At 35.5% G+C, this 22,759-nt stretch carries 19 protein-coding genes; 13 read left to right on the top strand and 6 right to left on the bottom strand.

The window, feature by feature from the left end; all coding sequences use genetic code 11:
* Window positions 1-12: 12 nt before the first annotated feature.
* The gene (gene nirB, locus J4P91_RS19405; protein ID WP_207995457.1) at window positions 13-2,418 is read right to left on the bottom strand and encodes a nitrite reductase large subunit NirB; all 2,406 of its coding nucleotides are present in this window, start codon (window positions 2,416-2,418) and stop codon (window positions 13-15) included.
* Between the two features lie 237 nt (window positions 2,419-2,655).
* On the opposite strand from nirB, the gene J4P91_RS19410 reads away from it, so the two are divergent.
* From J4P91_RS19410 to J4P91_RS19420, 3 genes are all read left to right on the top strand, one after another.
* Window positions 2,656-3,045, top strand: coding sequence for a YxeA family protein (locus tag J4P91_RS19410; RefSeq protein WP_207995458.1), 390 nt, complete (start codon window positions 2,656-2,658; stop codon window positions 3,043-3,045).
* A gap of 1,008 nt (window positions 3,046-4,053) precedes the next feature.
* Window positions 4,054-4,836, top strand: a complete 783-nt coding sequence (locus tag J4P91_RS19415) for a TatD family hydrolase (RefSeq protein ID WP_207995459.1) — start codon at window positions 4,054-4,056, stop codon at window positions 4,834-4,836.
* Window positions 4,837-4,974: 138 nt separating this feature from the next.
* Window positions 4,975-6,480: a DL-endopeptidase inhibitor IseA family protein gene (locus J4P91_RS19420; protein ID WP_207995460.1), complete on the top strand. Its 1,506-nt coding sequence runs from the start codon at window positions 4,975-4,977 to the stop codon at window positions 6,478-6,480.
* A gap of 35 nt (window positions 6,481-6,515) precedes the next feature.
* Here the strand turns inward: J4P91_RS19420 and J4P91_RS19425 are convergent, their stop codons facing one another.
* A complete protein-coding gene (locus tag J4P91_RS19425) occupies window positions 6,516-8,168 on the bottom strand; it encodes a DUF2334 domain-containing protein (RefSeq protein WP_207995461.1) in 1,653 nt (550 codons plus the stop codon).
* Between the two features lie 292 nt (window positions 8,169-8,460).
* On the opposite strand from J4P91_RS19425, the gene J4P91_RS19430 reads away from it, so the two are divergent.
* Window positions 8,461-8,994 carry a transglycosylase SLT domain-containing protein gene (locus tag J4P91_RS19430; protein WP_207995462.1) on the top strand — a complete coding sequence of 178 codons (534 nt, stop codon included), beginning with the start codon at window positions 8,461-8,463 and terminating at the stop codon, window positions 8,992-8,994.
* 66 nt (window positions 8,995-9,060) lie between these two features.
* Here J4P91_RS19430 and J4P91_RS19435 read toward each other — a convergent pair whose 3' ends face one another.
* The 3 genes from J4P91_RS19435 to J4P91_RS19445 form a co-directional block, all read right to left on the bottom strand.
* Window positions 9,061-9,447, bottom strand: a complete 387-nt coding sequence (locus J4P91_RS19435; RefSeq protein WP_307802548.1) for a GNAT family N-acetyltransferase — start codon at window positions 9,445-9,447, stop codon at window positions 9,061-9,063.
* A 39-nt stretch (window positions 9,448-9,486) separates the two neighbouring features.
* Complete coding sequence (locus J4P91_RS19440; RefSeq protein WP_207995463.1) at window positions 9,487-10,257, bottom strand: DUF4931 domain-containing protein; 771 nt, start codon at window positions 10,255-10,257, stop codon at window positions 9,487-9,489.
* 160 nt (window positions 10,258-10,417) lie between these two features.
* Window positions 10,418-10,540: a spore coat protein B gene (locus tag J4P91_RS19445; RefSeq protein ID WP_207995464.1), complete on the bottom strand. Its 123-nt coding sequence runs from the start codon at window positions 10,538-10,540 to the stop codon at window positions 10,418-10,420.
* Between the two features lie 422 nt (window positions 10,541-10,962).
* Here J4P91_RS19445 and J4P91_RS19450 point away from each other — a divergent pair, with 422 nt between their 5' ends.
* The 7 genes from J4P91_RS19450 to J4P91_RS19480 all read left to right on the top strand — a co-directional run bounded on the left by J4P91_RS19450 (window position 10,963) and on the right by J4P91_RS19480 (window position 18,577).
* Entirely contained in the window at window positions 10,963-11,097 is a 135-nt protein-coding gene (locus J4P91_RS19450; RefSeq protein WP_279538669.1) for an RAxF-45 family protein, read from the top strand.
* 125 nt (window positions 11,098-11,222) lie between these two features.
* On the top strand, window positions 11,223-13,103 hold the full coding sequence (abc-f, locus tag J4P91_RS19455; RefSeq protein ID WP_207995466.1) for a ribosomal protection-like ABC-F family protein: 1,881 nt from the start codon (window positions 11,223-11,225) through the stop codon (window positions 13,101-13,103).
* A 181-nt stretch (window positions 13,104-13,284) separates the two neighbouring features.
* A complete protein-coding gene (locus J4P91_RS19460) occupies window positions 13,285-14,478 on the top strand; it encodes a sensor histidine kinase (protein ID WP_207995467.1) in 1,194 nt (397 codons plus the stop codon).
* On the top strand, window positions 14,475-15,137 hold the full coding sequence (locus tag J4P91_RS19465) for a response regulator (RefSeq protein ID WP_207995468.1): 663 nt from the start codon (window positions 14,475-14,477) through the stop codon (window positions 15,135-15,137). The genes J4P91_RS19460 and J4P91_RS19465 overlap by 4 nt, the downstream gene beginning before the upstream one ends.
* A gap of 138 nt (window positions 15,138-15,275) precedes the next feature.
* Window positions 15,276-16,208 carry an ABC transporter ATP-binding protein gene (locus tag J4P91_RS19470; protein ID WP_207995469.1) on the top strand — a complete coding sequence of 311 codons (933 nt, stop codon included), beginning with the start codon at window positions 15,276-15,278 and terminating at the stop codon, window positions 16,206-16,208.
* A 15-nt stretch (window positions 16,209-16,223) separates the two neighbouring features.
* Window positions 16,224-17,420 (top strand): ABC transporter permease, encoded by a 1,197-nt coding sequence (locus J4P91_RS19475; RefSeq protein ID WP_207995470.1) that lies wholly within the window; start codon window positions 16,224-16,226, stop codon window positions 17,418-17,420.
* A gap of 11 nt (window positions 17,421-17,431) precedes the next feature.
* Window positions 17,432-18,577 carry an ABC transporter permease gene (locus J4P91_RS19480; RefSeq protein ID WP_207995471.1) on the top strand — a complete coding sequence of 382 codons (1,146 nt, stop codon included), beginning with the start codon at window positions 17,432-17,434 and terminating at the stop codon, window positions 18,575-18,577.
* 12 nt (window positions 18,578-18,589) lie between these two features.
* Here the strand turns inward: J4P91_RS19480 and J4P91_RS19485 are convergent, their stop codons facing one another.
* Window positions 18,590-18,787, bottom strand: coding sequence for a hypothetical protein (locus J4P91_RS19485; RefSeq protein WP_207995472.1), 198 nt, complete (start codon window positions 18,785-18,787; stop codon window positions 18,590-18,592).
* Window positions 18,788-19,025: 238 nt separating this feature from the next.
* On the opposite strand from J4P91_RS19485, the gene J4P91_RS19490 reads away from it, so the two are divergent.
* Together J4P91_RS19490 and J4P91_RS19495 are read left to right on the top strand one after the other, a co-directional pair.
* Window positions 19,026-20,729 carry an ABC transporter substrate-binding protein gene (locus tag J4P91_RS19490; protein ID WP_207995473.1) on the top strand — a complete coding sequence of 568 codons (1,704 nt, stop codon included), beginning with the start codon at window positions 19,026-19,028 and terminating at the stop codon, window positions 20,727-20,729.
* Window positions 20,730-20,974: 245 nt separating this feature from the next.
* Complete coding sequence (locus tag J4P91_RS19495; RefSeq protein ID WP_207995474.1) at window positions 20,975-22,702, top strand: ABC transporter substrate-binding protein; 1,728 nt, start codon at window positions 20,975-20,977, stop codon at window positions 22,700-22,702.
* Window positions 22,703-22,759: the final 57 nt, after the last annotated feature.

Consider the following 22,759-nt stretch of genomic DNA (forward strand, 5'->3'; position numbering starts at 1 on the left):
GTAGATCGCTCCTTACTTTACAGTTTCTACTTCATACATGGCTTTTAATGATTTAGTTTCTAGCGCTTGTCCCCAAGCTTCTTCATATGTGTTACGCGCTTTTTGGAAACGTTCATTTAGCATAGCGACCATTTGCTTATCTTGCAGTACTTCTTTTATGTGATCTAAGCCGATTCGTTCGACCCAAGGGGCTGTTCGTTCGCCATAAATGCCAGTTTCACGGTAATGTTGTACATAAGCTGTGGCAATGCGAAGTACATCTTCTTCTGTAGGGACAATCATTACAAAATCAGCTTCACGAACTTCTGTTCCACCGTTACCGCCAATATAAAGTTGGAATCCATTTTCAACACAAACGACGCCGAAGTCTTTTGTTAATGCTTCTGCACAGTTACGTGGACAACCCGTTACGCCCATTTTCATTTTGTGCGGTGTATCTACCATTTCTAACGATTGTTCAAGTAACATACCAAGCCCTAATGAATCTTTTGTACCAAAGCGGCAGAAGCGAGAGCCGACGCAAGATTTTACATTGCGAAGGGATTTCGAATAAGCATAACCAGAAGTCATATCGAGGTCAGCCCAAACTCTTGGTAAATCTTCTTTCTTAACACCGTATAAGCCGATTCGACTTGCGCCTGTTATTTTTACGAGCGGCACATCATACTTTTTCGCAACTTCGGCAATTCTCATTAAATCATCTGCAGTAGTAACACCGCCATACATACGAGGAATAACAGAAAATGTGCCATCATGCTGAATATTACCATTCATTCTTTCATTAACGAATCGGGATGCCTTATCATCTGCATATTCTTCTGGACGTGCCATACGTAAATAGTAATTTAATGCAGGACGGCATTTTGAACAGCCATCTTCATGTGCGAAGCCAAGGACGTTTCGTACTTCTTTTGGCGATTTTAACCCTTTTTCATGAATCGCTGTGACAACTTCATCACGTGATAAAGTTGTACATCCGCACATACCAACAGATTGTGCAGATGCATCGAAGCTATCTCCGAGTGTATGAGATAAAATTTGTTCAACAAGTGGACGACATTTACCACATGATCCAGCAGCTTTTGTACATCCTTTTACTTCTTCAAAAGTTGTTAAATCTTGTTCTAAAATGGCATGAACAATTGTTCCTTTTGTCACACCATTACACCCACAAACAGTGTCATCGGCACTCATGCTTGCAACGTCAAGTCCGCTTTCTTCACCAGCTTTATGAAGAAGAGAAGCTGGTGTGTATTCTTGTATATCTTCTTCTTTTTTCAACATACTAAAGAGCCGTGTACCTTCAGTGGTGTCTCCGTATAAAACAATACCAACGACTTTGTTGTCGCGAATTAATACTTTTTTATAGGAACGTGTACAATCATTGAAGATTGAGATTGCTTTTGTCTTATCATCTTCATAAATTTGTCCGGCAGAGAATAAATCGCATCCTGCAACTTTAAGCTGTGTACCGACAATACTACCTGTATACCCGTCTGTTTGTGAGTTCGTTATATGTTTTGCCAGTATGGCACCTTGTTCGTATAAAGGAGCGACAAGACCATAGGCAATACCATCATGCTCGGCACATTCACCAACTGCATAGATGGATTCATCATCTGTTTGCATATAGTTATTCGTAACGATGCCGCGGTTTACAAGTAAGCCAGCATCTTTAGCTAACTGTGTATTTGGACGTATCCCCACAGCCATTGCAATTAAATCACATGTTACAACACTGCTATCTTCAAATTGGATACCTTCAACATGGTCAGTACCAAGAATTTTCACTGTTTTCTTTTCCATAAGAAACTTCATACCTTGTGCCTCTAAATCTTCACGCAGTAATGAAGCAGCTTTAGCATCAAGTTGTTGCTCCATTAAGTGAGGCATTAAATGGACAACGTGTACGTCCATGCCAAGGTCAATAAGCCCTCGTGCGGCTTCTAAACCAAGTAATCCACCGCCTATTACAACAGCTTTTTTATATTGCTTAGCAGCATCCATCATAAATTGTGTATCTTCAATTGTACGAAATCCTGTTACACCTGGAAGACCCGAACCTTCAACAGGTAAGATAAAAGCACTAGACCCTGTTGCAACAATGAGCTTGTCGTACATAACAATACGGTTCTTTTCTGTAACAATGACTTGTTCTTCACGATCAATATTTATTACTTTTTCATTTGTATACAGTGTAATATCATTTTCTTCGTACCAACTGTATTCGTTCATAATGATATCTTGTATATTTGTTTTTCCTTGTAGGACGTGAGATAGCATAATACGATTGTAGTTTGGGTGAGGTTCATCGCCAAAAATGGTAATGTCATAAAGATTCGGATCTTGTTTTAAAATCTCTTCAATGCAGCGTATACCAGCCATACCATTCCCGATCATGACTAAACGTTTTTTCATATTCATTTCCCCTCTTAAATGTGAAATGTTTAACAAACTTTTATATTCGTATTATAGAATATTTGGAAAATAGAGGGTGTGATGTTTATCACAGTTTTGGAGGGTTCACAAATTGTTAAAAATCATATAAAATTTCATTCGAATTCTTACAAAAATGTAAGGGAAATGTAATGGGATTCAATGGCGGAATTGAGTCTTTCTCTTTAAAATAAGTTTATAGAAAACTACACATATTGTATGGAGGAGGAATCCATCTTGGAGTGGGAAAGGGTAAAAAAGCGAGTGATTATTACTGGGATTGCGACGGTAGCTGCAACTATACTACTACTACCAACAAAGCTTGGACCAGTAATTGATAAATATAATCCATTTTATAAAACGAAAGAATACTATACGATTGTAAATGGTATCGGTCAGCACGTTGGCGATGATTGGTACGAGTATGAATTTGTTGCATACGATGAAAAAGGAAGAGAACAAACGATAAAGAAAACGGTAAAACATATGTTAAAAAGAGATGAGGCATTGAAAATTTTCGCAAAAGGACGTTATGGTGAGTCATTAGTAGAGATTGAGGATCAAAATATTCCTGTGCAGGCGAGAAGTCAGCTTTTGAAGATGAGGTAAAACATTGTAAAAAACTGTAACATGGCGAGTGTATCACAGTCTTTTATTGCATATAAAGTGAAACTTTAATCAGTGGGGGTCTTACTGCCCGTTAATGCGAGATAAATCTTTTAAAGAAGAAATTTTTCGGGATCAGTATTTGAATATACAATTACTATATAAATACGAATTAAAAAACTGACATAAAACCTTTCTTTTTAGGTGGGAGAGAGCATCCGGCCATGCATAGAAGCGGTCAGACCCTCTTCTGCCCCATGCCAAGTTAAAACAAAGGGAGAAAACGAGTGCAGGTCACCTTTTATTCTTCGTAGCAGTGACCTATATGTCGAAAAATCAAAATAGTTTTATATATAATATGTTTTAATTAGACAGTGAGTATGGAATTTAGGGAGCTCTAACTATATAACAAGAAAGTAGAAACAAGTTTATACTAGGCCAAGCTGTAAGTAGAGCTGCACCGCTAGCAAGTCTGATTACAGCTAATTTGTTAAAAGTGATATTGTTCATGACAATATTGTAAGGTACATGTAAGGTAATTCGATAGTTGCCATATGTGAATTCTATTACAATACAAGTAGAAAGTTTGAACATATAACTTTCTGTCTGAAATGATGATGAATGTTTGAAAACCAACCAACTATTGAATAGGCCTTATCTCATTATGAGATGAGGCTATTTTTTAAAACCTTACAACATTGTAATGTTTTCGTAAGTTAATTCGATAGCTTATTTGTCACATTTTTTGCATAATAAAAATAGATAAAAAATTAGGGAAGGTAATAAGAAGGGAGAAGAATGGGATGCAAAAAGAAGAAGTAGTTAAGTTTCCGATAAAAGATTTCTGTAGCTACTTTACCGTTGCTGTCGTATGTGTTGGACTTTTTGATATAATTACAAATTTAATTGTTAAATAATATAGATGATAAAACAAGAAGGAACTTCCTTCTTGTTTTTTATTTGCACTCACTCTTGAATGTCATATTAAAATGGGTGTAGGAGATGATAAAGATGCGGTGGATCGATAGTCATATACATTTAGATCAATATAGGAAAGAAGAACAAATACATTTAATTGATAATGTAAGAGGAGCGGACGAGATTGAAGGTATGATTGCTGTATCGATGGACTATCATTCTTGTCAACAAACATTATCTTTAGCCAAACAACATTCATTTGTACATCCAGCACTTGGTTTTCATCCGGAGCAAGTAATCAATGAAAAAGAATGTGAGCAAATTTATAAGTTAATTGAGGAGAATGCAAAAAAGCTTGTTGCTGTAGGAGAGGTCGGCTTGCCATATTACTTAAGGAAAGAACAGAAAGATATCGTATTAGATTTTTATGTAGAGGTGTTAGAGAGATTTATCATACTTGCGAAAAGGTTCAATTTACCGATTGTTTTACATGCAGTCTATGAAGACGCTGATATTGTATGTGATTTACTGGAACAGTATGAGATATCACGTGCGCATTTTCATTGGTTTAAGGGGAGTAAAAAAACGATGGAGCGAATGATTCAAAATGGATACTACATTTCAATCACACCAGATGTTATGCAGAAGGAGAAAATTAGAAAGATTGTATCGTTTTATCCATTAGAATATATGATGGTAGAAACCGATGGACCTTGGGAATTTCAAGAAGATATAATGACACATCCGAATATGATTAAAGATGTGCTAGTGGAGATTAGTCAGATTAAACAATTGTCAATAGAAGAGGTAGCAGAGCAAATATATCAAAATACATATCGATTTTATCATTTTAACCGAGAAGACTCCCTCCTCTAAACGAAGTGAAGGTGGGGGTAGTTCAATTCGAGAGATAGGATGAATCTCTATCTCTTTTTGGTATATATAGAAAAAATTTCAATTTATTTCTATAATTAAATTTATATCCGTTTAATTAGGAGAGAGGGGGATTGTATTATGGGGAAAGTGTATAAAAGAATAGTAGCTTCTAGCTTAATAGTAGCTGTAGCAACTTCTTTAGTTGGATGTGAGGAGAAGAAAACAGTGACTACAAATGTAGGACAAGAAATAAAAGAAGTTGATTCAGCAGTAAAAGAACAAATGAAAGAAAATGAGAAAAGAGGAAATGCGATCGGAAATATCTCTAATAAAGGAAAAATGGCAGAAGGTGATGGTTGGATCTACTATGCGGTAAATGGTGATAAAAATACAGGGGGTATTTATCGTACGAAAGATAAGTTTCAAACATCGGAGCTTGTCGTAAAGGGAGTAAACGCTTCTTATATAAATATAAAAGGTAAGGCTTTATATTTTATCCACTGGGATCGAGAAAAAAATACGAATACAAATGTAATGCCTTCTTTGATGAAATATGATATTTCTACAAAGAAATTAGATACGCTGAAAACAAATACAAATTACGTTTACGTAAAAGATCAATCGTTATTCTATACGAAAAAGTATTCTGAACATGGTGGGTTTGATATTGTAGGGATTGTGAAATTGGATTTGAAAACAGGACAAGAAGAAGAGTCACCGATTAAAACATCTGGTTGGGCTGAAACGATCGATGATAATATTGTGCACTGGAATAAATTTCGTGGCACACAAGTGAGCAAAGGTGACCAAACTTGGTCAAAGGAAAGTTTTGCAGAAATATCTAGTGGTACATACAATAAGGAAAAACTATATGCAATTGTAGATTTTTCGTTGAGTTTAGATAATCAAAAACGAGATAATGGTATATATGAGTTGGATGTTCAACAAAATAGAGAGACATTAGAAATAAAAGATGCCTTAAAGATGAATATAAAAGGAGATTCCTTCTATTACTTAAAAAAAGACGGTGTTTATAAAAGAAAGATTAATGGTGGGAATGAAAAGCAAATTTATGATGGAGCGGTTGAACCATCTAAATCTTATTTATACTTTATAGCCGGTGACATGCACCTATATACAGATAATGGTTTAATTCTAAATCTTGATACAAAGAAATCAAATGAAAAGCAAGATAAACGACTATCTGATGATGCATTGCTACGAAAGGTAGTCAACGCTCAACAAGAGATTATTAATATTGCCGTTTCAGCATCAACGGAGAATACGAAACCAGTAGACCGTTTTTCATACGGGGAATTAACACTTCCTACATATAATACGAAGGTAGCATTAGAGAAATCATTAGCTACTTATTTCTCAAAGGATTTCATTACGGAGTACATGAAAAGTGAATACGTAAAAGAAATAGGTGGAAAGATGCACTATGTTGTTGGAGATTTGGGATCAGGAGCAGGGACTAAATATACAAAAATTATTTCCGCTAAGCTAAAAGACGGAAAAATCTTGGCGACGGCAGAAACGTATAATGACTATGAAGATGTGAAAAAAGAAGTAGAAATAGAGTTGATCTACGAGAATAAGCAATGGGTAGTAGATAAAATGCCTCGTTTTGATTTGGAATGAAAAATACCAAGCACAAACTTGTGCTTGGTATTTTTTTATGATTCGAGCCGTTTTGCACGCCGTATTAATAACAAAAATACAATTAAGACGATTCCAAGTATGAGAAAAAATCCATACTTTTTCAGAGATTCAATCGTGTCACTTAAAGAAAGAGGTTTATCAATATGGGTACCATCTTTATTAGAAGTAATGTGGATATCCTTCATCTTTACTTCATTTGATTCTCTTTGTAAATCAATCCATTCTATATTTGGAATGCCTTCTAATTCACTTAATAGTTGTTTGAGGGGTGTGATCCCTAAGTATGGGTGATAGAAGGAACCGATTATGCCATCTGATAGCTTTGTAAATGATAATGCACGTTCTTTCATTTTAGAAGCTGCATGAGGATGATCTGCCTCTATAAATCCAACTGTTTCAGGGAGCACCTTCAACCCATGTAAAAAAGATGGTTTACTTGAAAAGGCTGTTGCGTGCATGGTTTTCCATGTTGCGTCACCTAACTGTAATTGCCCTACATAAGTTGAAAAGTAGCGTGATAATATCTCATACCCTTTTTGTGAAATTGCATAGTGCGGTGCTTCAAAAGCGAGCGGGTATAATTTAGCTGCTACGAGTTCTTCAATTCCTTTTTCAATATGTTCTGTTATATACGTTTCTTCAAATTTTTTACCATTTTCCACGTATTCCTTATAAGCGGTATCTGATTCAAAATCCTGTCTCGCTTTTGGTTGTTCATGATTAGGATGGCGGATCGGTTGATCAGTTTTTACATCCCAAAATTCAAATCCTTCTCCTGTTTCACTATCATAAAATTGGTGGGTATAGCCATGCATAACGATGGAGCCGCCGTTATCTTGCATAAAACGTAATACATCTATTAACTCAGGTTTATCTTGTAAGTGTATTGTCTTTCCTGTACTTGGATCTTTATACACTGGGATGACAGCGATCATATAAGGTATATTCTTTTCTTTTAATAGTTCAGCGATTTTCTGTAATTGCTTCGTATCGGCTGCTGGGTGTATATCTTCTAAGCGTAAATAGGCACGATGTTTATTTGTTTCCGGTTTTTGTTGGAAGTAAGAAAAGAGCATTTCACCAACGTAATGAGATGTCCAATTAAACAGCTGTGATGTCGCTACGTAATAGGATTGATTTTGTTTCACGATAAAGGGATATGTACTGTTTGAACCAATTGCATATGCAAGAGGAGATTCCCCAGTTGTATCAAATTGTTGAATCAAACGATCTTCGTGCAAGTTGTTTTTGAGATGATGTGTTGGATATTGTAAAGTATGAACTCGCGCTTGTTCTTCTTTAAGCGTAATAAAGGAAAAACGATTTGGTAATTGTTCTATATTTTTCCCGAGAAATAATAAGGGGCCTGAAAAACTTTCTAAAAATTGTTTTGTTTCATCAGAAAAGTGCTCTTTTTTCTCTCCTATGTAAATGACATGTGTATAAGATGATTGTGCAGGAAGTTCGTTTGGCTGTGCTACATTTTTCAGTGTTACATCACTTGTAAAGTGCCCGAGTAGATTATTTAAAATTTGTATATCATTTGTAACTTGTCCGTTTTCTGTGCTATATAAAATCAGTACTTTTGGCTTTTTCGTTGTTTGAGCAGAAGTATAGATAGGAATGAGTAGTAAAATGGTGAGAAAGAGTAATAACTTTCTTTTCATGTAGGCAGTCTCCTGTTCTTTTGGTAGAATTCAATTTACAATTATATACAAATAAAAAGGTGGAATCCATGTAAAATGGGTTATGGTAAAAATTACATATATATAATAGAGAAAGAATGCTACATTTTTCGTACTTTTTTATTATGCATTGTTCATAAAATCGGTCTAAAGCAGGATGTTAAGATGAATCCTTGTTTGATATGATTTAAGAGTAATAGGATGATAGATTGCAGGTAATTGTAAAGGAAGGGCTGAAAGGGGACAAATTTCAGCATAGAAAGAGGTAGAGGTAGTGAAAAAATTCTTTGTAGGATTTTTAGTTGTTCTTGGAATGTATTTATATTTCCAAGGAGAATCTGAAGGAATGGAAAGATTGACGAACCAAACAAGTTACGTTGATTCAGAGGAAGCAAAACAAATGAAACAAATTATTATTGAAGAAGCAAAGAAAGTAAATCTCCCAGAATGGATACCTCTTACAATTGCCGAGCATGAAAGTCGTTTGAACCCGCGAAGTGTTGGAGACAATGGCACTTCTTTTGGATTATTTCAGTTACATCGAGGCGGGGGACTTGCTCCTGATCACCTAACGGACGAGCAATTGAAAGACCCGCGGACAAATGCCCAAATTGCCATGCCTCATTTAATGAAAGGGTATAAAAGAGGTGTGCAAAAGGGTTTAACAGATTTAGCATTACTAAAATATATAGCAAATACGTCCGGGTGGCCCGGCAATCTAGGAACTGAGTGGACAGATGAAAATATGAAGTATAACGTTGGGCTAGAGGACGTGTACTATCGAAATAAAGGGGTAATCAAAGAGTAGGTGCTAAGCACCTACTCTATTTTTCTAACAGAAAAAGCTCCATTTCATTTTGTTTATTAGTAAAGCCTATTTTTTGTATAGCGGTTCACCATCTTTAGACGAATGAAGCCATATTCGTTTTACGCCGTTTTCTTTACATTCCTCTAAGCAGTATTCTAGTAATTTTTTGGCTATACCATGTCCACGGTATTTCGGCAGAGTATACATGTTCAAAATGTAGGCTTCCTTGCCTTCTAAATTTTCTATATAAGGTGGCCGATGAAAGAAAGTTACTCCACTTATACTAACAACTTCTTCATTGACGGTAGCTATATAAGCGATAAAATTTCCTGTTTGTATTTCAACTTGTAAATATTGTTCTGTAGCGCGTCTGAAAGAACTTTCCTCTTCATATGAATGCAGCTCATCTACTTCTTTAAGTAAGAAAACGCATAAATCAATTAATGACTCTATATCATTTTATAGTAGCTTTTCGAGCAATATAATTCATTTTTACTCACCTTTCCTCGTAAAATATCGTGCGAGTTGTTGCTTCACATCTTCTAGCTTTGTAGAAACTTGAGGGATTTTATACCCGACATATAATGGTGAAACAACAAAACGAGGAACAACTTTACAGACTATTTTTTCATGGAGATGATAGAAGAATAAATTATAGCTGCTACATCCTTTATGAAAATCTGTTAGTATGTAACGCACAGTTTGCTGAATATAGTGTGCTATCATATCGACCGATTTCATGTCTTCAATGACAATATTAAACTCGGTGAAGCCGATAATTGGCCGTGTAGAAATATTAAGTTCAATCTGTTCGTCTTTTTTTACGATTACGCCTTGAAAGTTTTCAGGTGCTATGTTTTCCAGGTAGTCTACATACTTCATTCCGATAATCTGCATATGCGCATGGTGCAAACTTCCCCCTGAAAATGGACCGTGATTTTTATATAAAATAACAGAAGTAAATTCATTGCTCTTTTCTAAAGCGAGCCAATGTTTAATTGAGAAACGAATTAATTTTTGCATATGTTCTTGTGTATAGGTTGCGATATGATCATCACAATTATCCGTTTCGATAAGAACTGTTTGGAACGTATCTTTCAATGTTGGAAATTTATTTTTTAACCAGATGATAGAATTTTCGGTGTCTAAAATATCAGTGAGGTTTTCTGTATCGCAAAAAGGACAAGCGGTGCTTTTATTGCGAATACTTTCTGGTTTTTGTTTTCCAATATCATTTAAAAAATAAAGTTGTTGTGTATCCATTCGTATATGCCCCTTTGAAAATATATGTAAAATTCCCGTCTACTATATTCGTGAAAAGGAAAGGGAAATCCTTTGTAGTGAGAAGAGGAGAAGGAACAACAATTTTTAATAGAAAAAACAAAAGACAAGATATCCTAATTGCACATGGGTATCTTGTCTTTTATTTTTTCTGTAATAATGTATATAGATAATATAGAGTATTTTCATTCTGTTTCTTTTTTCTATTTTTTAGTGTGTGTAAGGCAAAGATTGTACCTACAATTGTAAAAATGGCTTTCTTCATATTCGTTTTCCCCTTTTTATTGTTCATTTAATTCTTGGCTAACTGCTTTTGCATCAATTAAAGCGTGGAGAATCATTTTTACCATGTTCATCATTTTTATTCCTCCTTTTATAGTTGGTTTAGTTCTTTTACAACTGCTTGTCCGTTTACTAACACTTCGAAGATTGCTTTTACGATTTCTTTCATCATGATTATTTTCTCCTTTTGTCTATCTCTTGTTTACATCTTTATTGTATAAGGAGGCTTCATTTCGTACTATCGCTTTCCATTACGTGAACATAACAGTTTTGTAAGATTGGATGTAATTTGTTGAAATGTTTAGTCTATCTTCATTATTTTCAGAAAAATGACTATTCAAACATTAAATGGGGAAGTATAATAAAGAAGTAAGTATCAAATTTCGTACGAAAGGAGTGAATGAGATGAAATGTTCTTTAGCTGTGCGCGCAAAATTTTTAGATTTCCTCTATTTTTGTCGTGCGATTTTTCATGATGTGGTTGCCAACGGGATACGTATGCCCTTTTTTAGCAATTGCATAGTAGCTATTGAACGATAGAAATCTCTTCACCCATTTTTATAAGACGTGTGAAAAGGGAGCTATTTAGCTTCCTTTTTCTATGCCAAAAACCATGGGGAAAGTTTCTTTCCCCATGGTTTTTTACGTTGAAAGGAGTACGGAAAATGACAATTTGTAGTGTAAACAATATAACAAAATCTTTTGGTGGAAATATCATATTTGAAAATATATCGCTTGAAATAAAGAACGGCGAACGCATTGGATTAGTTGGCCGCAATGGTAGTGGGAAGACCACAATTTTTCAGTTGTTAACAGGAATAGAGAATATAGATGCTGGTGCAATTCATATGAAGAAAGGGACACGTATTGGTCATGTAGCACAAATTCCAAAGTTTGCTGGTGAAGCGACTGTATACGATGTATTAAGCTCTGCTTTTGTAAAAGAGAAAGAATTGGAAATAGAAATGCGTAGTTTAGAGAAACGTATGGCAGAGGAACAAGAGCCAGCTGATTTACAAAAATTAATGGAGAAATATGGAGTAGTACAGGAACAATTTGCGTTCTTGGGCGGCTATGAAATAGAAGCGAATATCATGAAGGTAGCAAATGGTCTACAAGTAACAGAGCTATTTTCACGTATTTTTACGCAGTTAAGTGGAGGAGAACAAACAAAGGTGAGTCTCGCCTATATGCTATTGCAGAAACCAGATTTACTCCTGTTAGATGAACCAACAAATCATTTAGATTTATTTGCAGTGGAGTGGCTTGAACAATTTTTGAAAGAGTATACAGGAACAGTTATTGTGATTTCACATGATCGTTATTTTCTAGATGAAGTCGTTACGAAAATTTTTGATTTAGAAGATGGCGAACTTCACGTGTACTATACTAATTACTCGCAATTTGTGAAAGAAAAGGAGGAAAGGCTACTGCAAGAGTTCCAATCTTATCAGGAACAGCAAAAGAAGATAAAGAAAATGAAAGAAGCAATTAAGCGCCTAAAAGAATGGGCGAATCAAGCGAATCCTCCGAATGAAGGACTGCATAAACGGGCTAGAAATATGGAGCGCGCTTTAGAACGGATGGAAAAGTTAAAGAAGCCAATTATAGAAAGAAAACAGATGGGACTTCAGTTTGAAGGACAAGAGAGAAGTGGAAAAGACGTTATTGTAATGAAGGAAGTTGGCAAAAGTTTTGCTGAGCGTTCTTTATTCCAGGGGGCGAATTTACATGTTCGTTTTCAAGAGCGTGCGGCTATTGTTGGGCGTAACGGTACAGGGAAAACAACATTATTAAAATTGTTATTGGAGGAAATGAAACCAGATACTGGCGAGATTCGAATCGGTAGTGGTGTGAAAATCGGTTATTTATCACAGCATGCGTATGGAAATATAAAAACTAATGTACTGGAAGCTTTCCGGGAGCATGTAGCTGTAACAGAAGGAGAAGCTCGCCACATATTAGCTCGCTTTTTATTTTATGGCCCAGCTGTTTTTAAAAAGGTCAATCAACTTAGCGGTGGTGAACGAATGAGATTACGTTTGGCACAGCTTATGTATCAAGATATAAACTTCCTTGTGTTAGATGAGCCCACAAATCATCTTGATATCGAATCGAGGGAAGTGTTGGAAGAAGCACTCGAACAATATAATGGAACAATCCTTGCTGTTTCACATGACCGCTACTTTTTAAATAAGTTATTTGAGAAAACGTATTGGATTGCTGAGCATAAATTGTTTGAGTTTGCAGGGAACTATGCTTGGGCACGTCAGAAATGGGCAGAAAGAATAGAGAATCAAGTAGTGAAACAAGAGCAGCAAGAGGTTCCAAAAATAAAAGTAATGAATGTAAAGAAGAAGGAATCTAGTGATGTAGAAGGGATTGAAAATAAGCTTATGCATATAGAAGAAGATATATATGCGCTGGAGTGTACAATGGAAGACGAACGTGATGTTGAAGTGCTAGAACAGCTATATAAAGAAAAAACAGAGAAAGAGTTATTACGTGTAGAATTATATAACAGATTAGACAGTATGATGGAATAAGTAAAAGAAAAGCAAGTTATCCTCTCGTAGTATGTGAGTAAGGAGGCTTGCTTTTCTTTATGGGAATGGAGGGGCGTTTCGTTCATCATTGTTATAATTTCCCTTTCGTTATATTATGAATATGATTTTCAAAACAGGGGCGTAATTTAAAATGAGAGTTAAAAAATATGAGGGGGGCCTTATGTTAGGGTATGCGCGTATCATTACGATTGTTATTATTTGTATTGTATATATGATTTATGTTTCACGTGAAACAGTAGACTTGAAAATCTTCGTTGGTTTTTCATTATTTGTTTACATTGTAAATCACATTCTACTTATGCAATCACATCAAGGGAAGCGGCGTAATTTATATATATTACTTTCAAATGGGGTAATTACAGCCCTATTAGGATTCTTAGTTCCACAGACATCTTTATATTTAATTATATTTGGGATTGATGCAGTAGGGTTATTTATGAATACACAGCGGAAAGTAGTCGTATATTTTTTTGTGAGTTTTTTCTTTGTATGCTGGTTTGCTATTTTACTATATACATATTGGTATACTGGAGAGATAAGGATTTGGGAAAATGCCATTAATTTTATGTTCATTGTCTTCAGTGCTTTAGCGGGAAACTTAATTAAAAAACTTACAGTAGCTCGCCAAACTGTTGATGATCAATATGAAAAATTGACATTATCACATACAGCTCTAAAAGAAGCACATGAACAGTTGCAGCTTTATGCAAAAGAAGTAGAGGAATTAACTACAGTTCGGGAGAGGAACGATATTGCCCGAGAAATTCATGACACAGTTGGTCATAATATGACGGCTTTACTTGTTCAATTGCAGCTTGCTGAGGCTTTATGGCAGCAAAAGTCGGAAGTTACAGAAGAAGTTTTACATACATGTCATGAATTAGCTAGAAAATCTCTGCAAGAAGTAAGGGCATCGGTTCGTACATTGAAAGAGGAACAAAACTTAGGAAATATAATAGAGAATATGCGTGAAATGCTAAACGAATTTTCAAAGGTAACGAAAGTACAAGTAACATTTCATTTACAAGGTGATCCAGTTATGATTCCACTGTCATTACATCCTCCTTTACTACGGGTTATACAGGAATCATTAACAAATGCGAAGCGACACGGAAAAGCTAGCGCGTGTGAAGTTAGACTTGTTTGTTTGGACGAAAAAGTTATGTTATCTATTTCAGATAATGGTGTCGGTGTAAATGAAGTGAGTCCAGGTTTTGGACTAATGAATATGAAAGAACGTGTAGAAGAGCATGGGGGGATCATTCGATTTGAGAGTGAAAAAGAGAAGGGGTTTCGATTGCAGATTGAGTTCCCACTTAAGGAGAAGACGTGGGTAATAGGAGGAACAGTATGATTCGTATTATGATCGTTGATGATCAATCACTTATTCGTGATGGTTTAGCAATGCTATTAAATTTACGTCCAGAACTTGAGGTGGTGGGAACAGCGAATGATGGGGATGAAGTAGTTCAAAAGGCGGAACAATTACACCCTGAAATTATTTTGATGGATATTCGAATGCCTCGTATAAATGGTGTTGAAGGAACTCGTTTAATAAGAGAAAGGTTTCCTGATATGAAGGTTCTTATGCTGACGACTTTTAATGATAGTGAACTTATTTTTGAAGCATTAGAACAAGGAGCGAGCGGTTATTTATTAAAAGATATGGAGACGGATGCAATTGTTCAGGCGATATTGACGGTCCATGGAGGAGGCGCCGTTCTTCCTCAAGATATAACAGCGCAAATTGTGAAGGAACTAAAAAGAACAAAAGTAGTAGAAATATCGGAGAAAAGTAAGCCAAGGCAAATGGAACAATTAACAGAGCGTGAAATAGATGTATTAAGAGAAATAGGTCTTGGATTAAATAATAAAGAAATTGCTGAGAAATTGTTTATTACAGAGGGAACTGTAAAAAATCATGTATCTAATCTAATTAGTAAGCTGGAGCTTAGAGATCGGACGCAAGCAGCTATATATGCAGTAAGATACGGTGTTACAACATACACATGACTTTTGGCATAGAAAAATAAGGAAAAGCAGCAGATTGTGCTGCTTTTTTATTTTGCATTTCTATCTTAAGAGAGATGGAAGAAAGAGGATGTTTTTTTACAATGAAACTGTAGATGAATACAAAGGGGCTGAATCGACATGTTAGTCGTAGATCATATTACAAAGTCATTTGGGAAGAAAGAAGTGGTAAAGAGTGTGTCTTTTGAAGTGAAGAAAGGAGAAACATTTGGTTTGCTTGGTCCAAACGGTGCAGGAAAGTCAACGACGATATCAATGATTTGTGGACTTATTCCATACGATAGTGGAGACATACAAGTTGGGGGGAAGTCTGTAAAAGACTATCCATTAGATGTGAAAAAGAAGATTGGTATTGTTCCGCAAGATATCGCGTTATACCCAACGCTTTCCGCCAAAGAGAATTTAATCTTCTGGGGAAAAATGTACGGTTTAAGTGGAGCTACTGCAAAGAAGCGGGCAGACGAGGTACTAGTATATGTAGGCTTACAAGATCGTGCAAAAGATAAAATTGAAACATTTTCAGGTGGAATGAAACGCAGAATTAACATTGGTGCAGCACTTATGCACGAACCAGAGTTATTAATTATGGATGAACCGACAGTTGGAATTGATCCGCAATCACGGAACCACATTTTAGAAACGGTAAAAGGATTAAATGAAAAGGGTATGACGGTGATTTATACGAGTCATTATATGGAAGAAGTGGAGTATTTATGTGAACGGATCGCTATTGTTGACTATGGAAAGGTAATCGCATCAGGGACGAAAACGGAGTTATGTAATCGTCTTGCTGATGGCTTTATGGTGAAGTTACAACTGAATCGTTATAGCCAAGATTTATTGAAGAAATTAAAAGAAATCCCTACTGTTGAACGGATTATCATCGATGAAGATACAAATACACTTGATATTGGATTGAAGAATGGAGAAGCTGTCGGTACTGTTGTTTCAGTGGTTGTAGAAAATCATATGCAAATTTTAAAGCTTGAAGTACAAGAGCCAAATTTAGAAACTCTCTTTTTACAGTTAACAGGGCGTTCGCTTCGTGATTAAGGAGGTTAGGAACACATGAAAAGTTTTATTATTGCATGGAAAGATTTAAAAATTCGTTTAATAGATCGGCGTGGATTTATGATGATGTTACTTATGCCACTCTTATTAACAGCTATTTTAGGATCAGCACTAAGTAACATATTTGATAATGGCGGATTACCTAAAACGGTAATTGGTTATTATCAAGAAGGAGCGGATGAGTTTGCAAATGTATTTCAAAAGGATGTATTACAATCAAAGGAAATAAAAGGTGATGTAAAAGTAGAAGTAGTCACCTCACAAAAAGAGCTGGAGAATCTGCTAAGGAAGCAGAAAATTGATGTTGGAATTATGATTCCAAACGGGTGGAGTGAACATATCAAGGATGGAAAATTAAAAGAGCCAAAATTGATTACAGATCCATCAAAAGATATACAAGCAAAAATCACGGAATCGCTTATTCATTCTTTTTCGGAACGTGCTCAAACAATCGCTGTTTCTACTAAGAGTATCGTAACAGATTTAGCGCAGTCACAGCCAGGAAATATGGAACAGGTTGCAAAAGAGGTAAGTGCCAACTTACAAACAGTGGCGGCTTCGAATACGGATGGAATTGAGAAAGGGACGATTGGCAAAAAAACAGTTGCTGCGATGCAATATTATGCTGCGGCCATGTTAGTCATGTTTTTATTATTTAACATAACAGTAGGCGCAAAGTCTATTGTGACAGAGCAACGAACTGAAACATTAGCAAGGCTATTCAGTACACCGACAAGTTCTTTTGCTATTTTATTAGGTAAATTTTTTGGCACATTACTATTTGCTTGTATTCAATTTGGGGTATTTGTAATTGCTACTCATTATGCCTTTCATGTGAACTGGGGTGAAGATATTACTCAGATTGTTGTAGTAGGGATCGCTTATGCAATTTGTGTTGCTGGTTTATCTATGCTTATTGCAGCATTTATTCGTGAGGAAAAAACAGCAGATTTAATGGGAGGGATCGGAATTCAGTTGTTAGCAGTATTAGGAGGCTGTATGTTACCGATCTATGCATTTCCAGATACCCTTCAAACAATTGCTAACATTGCCCCAAATAAATGGGCTCTTACAAGTTTTTTAGATATTATGTCGGGAACAACATGGTATGCATTAATTCCAGTTATCTTAAGTTTATCTAGTGCAGGGATTATTTCCGTTATCATTGGAACATTCCGTTTACGTACAAGATAGGAGGAAAGTCAATGAAGAAAGTTTGGGCACTTTGTTGGTTAGAATTAAAACAAATCTTAATTAAGCCACAAAGCTATATACTCATGTTCGGAATGCCGATTATTTTTACACTCATTTTTGGTGGACTTTTAGGTGGAAGTGGAAACGAGAAAGTAAATATTAGTTTAGTAGACCAAGATGAATCTACATTATCTAACTCCTATTATAAAGAAATAGAGAAAAGTGATTTGATTTCTATAGAAAAGGTAACGTATGAAGAAGCGAAACAGAAAATCGAAAATAAGAAGTCCTCGGGTATTGTAACAATCCCAAAAGAATTTCAAAAGAGTATGGCAGACGGGAAGTTAGAGAAGGTTAAATTCCAATCAAGCGCTGATTTTACAGGAGGAGCATCTGTAGAGCAAGTATTACAAAGCGCAATGAAAAAGATGGAAGTAGAAGTAGCGGGAGCAAGGGATTCAGAGAAAAAAGGGGGAACGTCTTGGGAGAAGATGTATGAAACGATTCATACAAAAGCAGAACCAGTTTCACTTCAAAAGGAATCCATTATATCCGGAGAGGAGAAGCTGAATAACGTAACAGGGCGAGCGGCAGGATTTTCGATTCTATTTGTAATGATTGTGATGCTAAGTGCGACAGGAACAATTTTAAAATCAAGACAACTTGGCGTTTGGTATCGTTTATTAGGAACACCGGTTTCAAAGGCTCAAATCCTTGGAGGATATATACTTTCCTTCTTTTTAATTGGTTGGATTCAATTTGGGATGTTAATGTTATTAACGAATGTTTTGTTCGATGTACAGTGGGGGAATTTGTTAGGGACGATTACACTTGTTTCAGTGTTATTGCTAGCAGTGATTGGTTTAGCGTTATTATTAGCAAGTATTGTGAAGACAACGGAGCAGCAATCAGCATTAGGTAATATCGTTGTCGTTTCAACGTGTATGATTAGTGGTCTGTACTGGCCAATTGAAATAGAACCAGAATGGATGCAAACGGTAGCAAACTTTGTTCCTCAAACTTGGGCAATGCGAGGATTTACCGAATTGATTGCAAGGGGAGGAACCTTGGTAGATATAGCAGGATATCTTGGTATACTCATTTTATTTGCTGGTGTATTCTTTGTAATTGGTTTAACAAGAATACGTTATGATTGAAAAAAGCAGAGTTTACAGCTTAGCGCGCTGAACTCTGCTTTCTTTTTGTGTATCGTCTTCTCCCATAGAGATGATAATCGCAAGTCCGAGCATAAAGAAGAATGCTAAAAAGAGGACGAACTTTGGGAAAAACGGGAAGAGTAACAATGCCCCGACTATCATGAGTGTTAATGCAACATAGTGCAAGACATATTGGAATAGTTTGTCCATATTTTCGCCCCCTTTTTGATAGTTTGTTAGTAGTCTATGCTCGTTCGCTGAATAATAGACTCATTTTTAAATCGTTTCTTTATAGTAAAAAATAGTAAGGAATGATTGACACAGTCAAAAAAAAGGAATAATCTTGAAATTAATTCATACTATTTTTATAGGTAAAATAAAAATAGTTACAGAAAGGAGTCTGTTGTTTCGTTACATAGGTAGAAAATATAAAGTAAGGGTGAGAAAAATGCGAAAGGTATTTACTGGTTTACTTGCTACTCTCTTTAGTACATCCATGCTGCTGGTGGGATGTGGACAAGAAGAAGCAAGTACAAATGAAAAAGCAAACGTACCGAAAGTAAAAGATGAATTTATCCAAGCGAGTGACAAAGCAAAAAATCCAGCAAAAGCAAAAGAAAGAAAAGATACCTTTGTAATTGGAATGCCCAGTCCAGGAGGAATATTCCTTCCGCACTTTATGGAAAATGGGTGGGATGGAAATATCACACAAGCTATTTTTGCACCACTTGTTGGATTAGATAAGGAAGGGAAGCCAATCCCGATTCTGGCAAAGAAATGGGATATTTCTGCTGATCAGCTGACATATACGTTTCATTTAAAAGATGATTTGAAATTTAGCGATGGATCTCCAGTAACAGCAGATGATGTGGCGTTTACATTAACACTATTACATGACCCAACTTATAGCGGGACAACAGATATAAGTCAGACAGCTATTAAGGGTGGGCAAGCATATAAGGAAGGGAAAGTAAATACCATTGAAGGAATCCGAGTTGTTGATTCTAAGACAATTATAATTACGACAGAAAAAGTAAATGCACAAACATTATCTCTTATAGGTGGGGAAGTTATATCAAAGGCTTATTACGGAAAAGAGTACAAGCAAGGACAGTTAGAGTATTTAAAAGAGTTATACGGAAAACCGATGGGAGCAGGGGCTTATAAATTAGATAAGTATATTCCAGGACAAGAAGTTCGTTTTGTGGCAAATGAAAATTATTTTGAAGGAAAACCGAAGATTGAACATTTTATCTACAAAATTACAAAAGGTGATACGAAGCTACAGCAGTTTCAAACAGGTGAAGTCGACTATGATGGCTTTGCAACAAATGAAGAAACGGTCGAGCAGTTAAAAGGATTAGGTTTTGCGAATATCAATGTGTATACGGGAAGTTCCTATGGCTATATTAAAATGAATTATAAGAAACCGTACTTTAAAGATAAGCGTGTCCGTCAGGCATTTATTTACGGATTAGAGCGCCAAAAGGTCATTGATACGTATTTTCAAGGGTATGCTTCACTTGTTAACATACCGATTACTCCTGTTTCTTGGGCGTATACAGAAGAGGGCATTAATAAGTATGAGTATAACTTAGATAGGGCGAAGAAATTACTTGATGAAGCTGGTTGGAAAGAAGGTTCAGATGGAATTCGTGAAAAAGACGGTCAGAAATTGAAAGTGAGTTACTTTGCTTCTTCTGATAGTAAAATGAATGATGTTTTGATACCGGTTATGAAAGAAGATTATAAAAAAATTGGTGTAGACTTCAATCCAGAATATATGGACTTTAATACGATGATTTCGAAGGTGATCAAAGGGGATTATGACCTAGCGATGGTGTCGACGCCAATGATTGATGATCCAAGTGGTACAATTGAAGAGTTCGTTTCAACAAGTAAACGGAACTATGATGGATATCATAATCCCAAAGTGGATGAATTAGCAACGCAAGCATTACAAACATTGGATATTGAGAAAAGAAAAGAAATTTATAAGAAGCTATATCAAGAACTTAGCGAAGATCCGCCCGTTATATTCTTAAATAATAGTAAAGAAGTTTCTGCTCATAATGCGAGAATACAAGGATTACAGGAAGATAATTATAATGGAATATTGTTAAGTTTACCCAAATTAAAGATTCAACAATAATTTCATAAAAATTCTTAAAATATTTATATAGAAAGAATTGACAAAATATAGTGAACGATATAAGCTAATAACCATAAAGTCTACCGGGAAAGTCGGAATAAGAATGTTACCCCTCATAAAATATCTATTTTTTTGTATTTAAAACCAACTTTTCCGATAGGTTATTAAAAATGTTGCTGTGGGAGGCATACATAAGGCAAGCAGTTCATAAGGTGTAATTATTAAAAAAAGTTAGGGTGGGGACAATGAAGAAAAAAACCAAAAAATGGGCTGGTGTATTTTCAGTATTACTGAGTAGTTCACTTGTGTTATCCGCTTGTGGGGGACAAGAGGATAAAGCTTCGACGGAACCAGTTAAGCAGCAGGATTTAAAAGATTTAAAGATAGAAAAAATTGTAGCTACAGATAAGAAGAAAAGTCCAGAGAAAGCCAACCAGCGGAAAGATACTTTCATTACTGCCATTTCTAAACCAGGTGGTGTGTTCTTACCATATTTCCAGGATAATGGTTGGGATGGCAACGTAACATCTGTTATTTTTGCTTCTCTTGTTACGAGGGATAAGCAAGGAAAACCAATTCCAGAGCTTGCAGAAAAATGGGATGTTTCTGCTGATCAGTTAACATATACATTTCATTTACGTAAGGATTTAAAGTTTAGTGACGGTTCACCATTAACGGCAGATGATGTGGCATTTACATTAACGCTGTTACATGACAAAGCATATGAAGGTAGTGAAGACATTTCCCAGTATGCAATTAAGGGCGGAAAAGATTATAAAGAAGGAAAAGCAACTTCTATTGAGGGGATTAAAGTAGTTGATCCACAAACAATTAAAATTACAACAGAGAAGGTAAATTCTCAAGCGTTAACAAGCCTTGGAGGACCTGTCTTATCTAAAGCATATTATGGAAAAGATTATAAACAAAATACAAGTTTAGATTATTTGAAAGCATTATATGGTCAGCCAATTGCTGCTGGTCCTTATAAGTTTGATAAGTATGTTCCAGGACAAGAAGTTCGTTTTGTTGCGAACGAACACTACTATGCAGGAAAACCAAAAATTAAAAATTTCATTTATAAAATTACATCAGGTGACACAGGATTCCAGTTATTCCAAACAGGAGAACTTGACTACACTGGATTTAGAGCGAATCCAGAAAATATTGAGCAATTAAAAAGTTTAGGATTTGCGAATATTCATCTGGAATCATCAAGTGATATTGCCTATATCTATATGAATAATAAGAAACCGTATTTAAAAGATAAAAAAGTACGTCAGGCACTGATTTATGGATTAGATCGTAAAAAATATGTAGATACAGCTTTACAAGGTTACGGATCCGTTGCAAATGTACCAATTGCTCCAGTCTCTTGGGCGTATACGGAAGAAGGAATTAATAAATACGAATATGATGTAGAAAAAGCAAAAAAATTATTGGATGAAGCAGGATGGAAAGTTGGTTCTGATGGAATTCGTGAAAAAGATGGTCAAAAATTAAAATTAACATATTATGCATCAAATACAGGGAAAACAAATGATATCTTTATTCCAATTGCAAAGGAAAATTATAAAGCGATAGGAATCGAGTTTAATCCAGAGTTGATGGACTTTAATACAATGCTTTCAAAACTTGGAAAAGGTGACTATGATTTAGCGTCTGTATCAACGCCAGGTATTAGTGATCCAAGCGAAGTTGTCATTGACTACTTGTCGACAAATCCTAAAAATGATACAGGTTATAAAAATGTAAAAGTGGATGAATTGATTGTAAAAGGTATAGAAACAGTTGATATTGAGAAGCGCAAGCAAATTTATAAAGAATTATATAAAGAGTTAAGTGATGATCCACCAGTTATTTTATTAAACTACCGTAAATTACTTTATGGTTATAATGCTCGAATAAAAGGGATTAATCCAGAAAAATACGATGGCATTAGCTCAAACTTACCAGTGTTATCAATTGAAGAATAAAGATAAGTGGGTATAATAGAAGACATTTTTTCATACAGCAAGTGATAAGATGCTGAT

This window comes from Bacillus sp. XF8 (genome assembly GCF_017498755.1).
GTDB lineage: Bacteria > Bacillota > Bacilli > Bacillales > Bacillaceae_G > Bacillus_A > Bacillus_A bingmayongensis.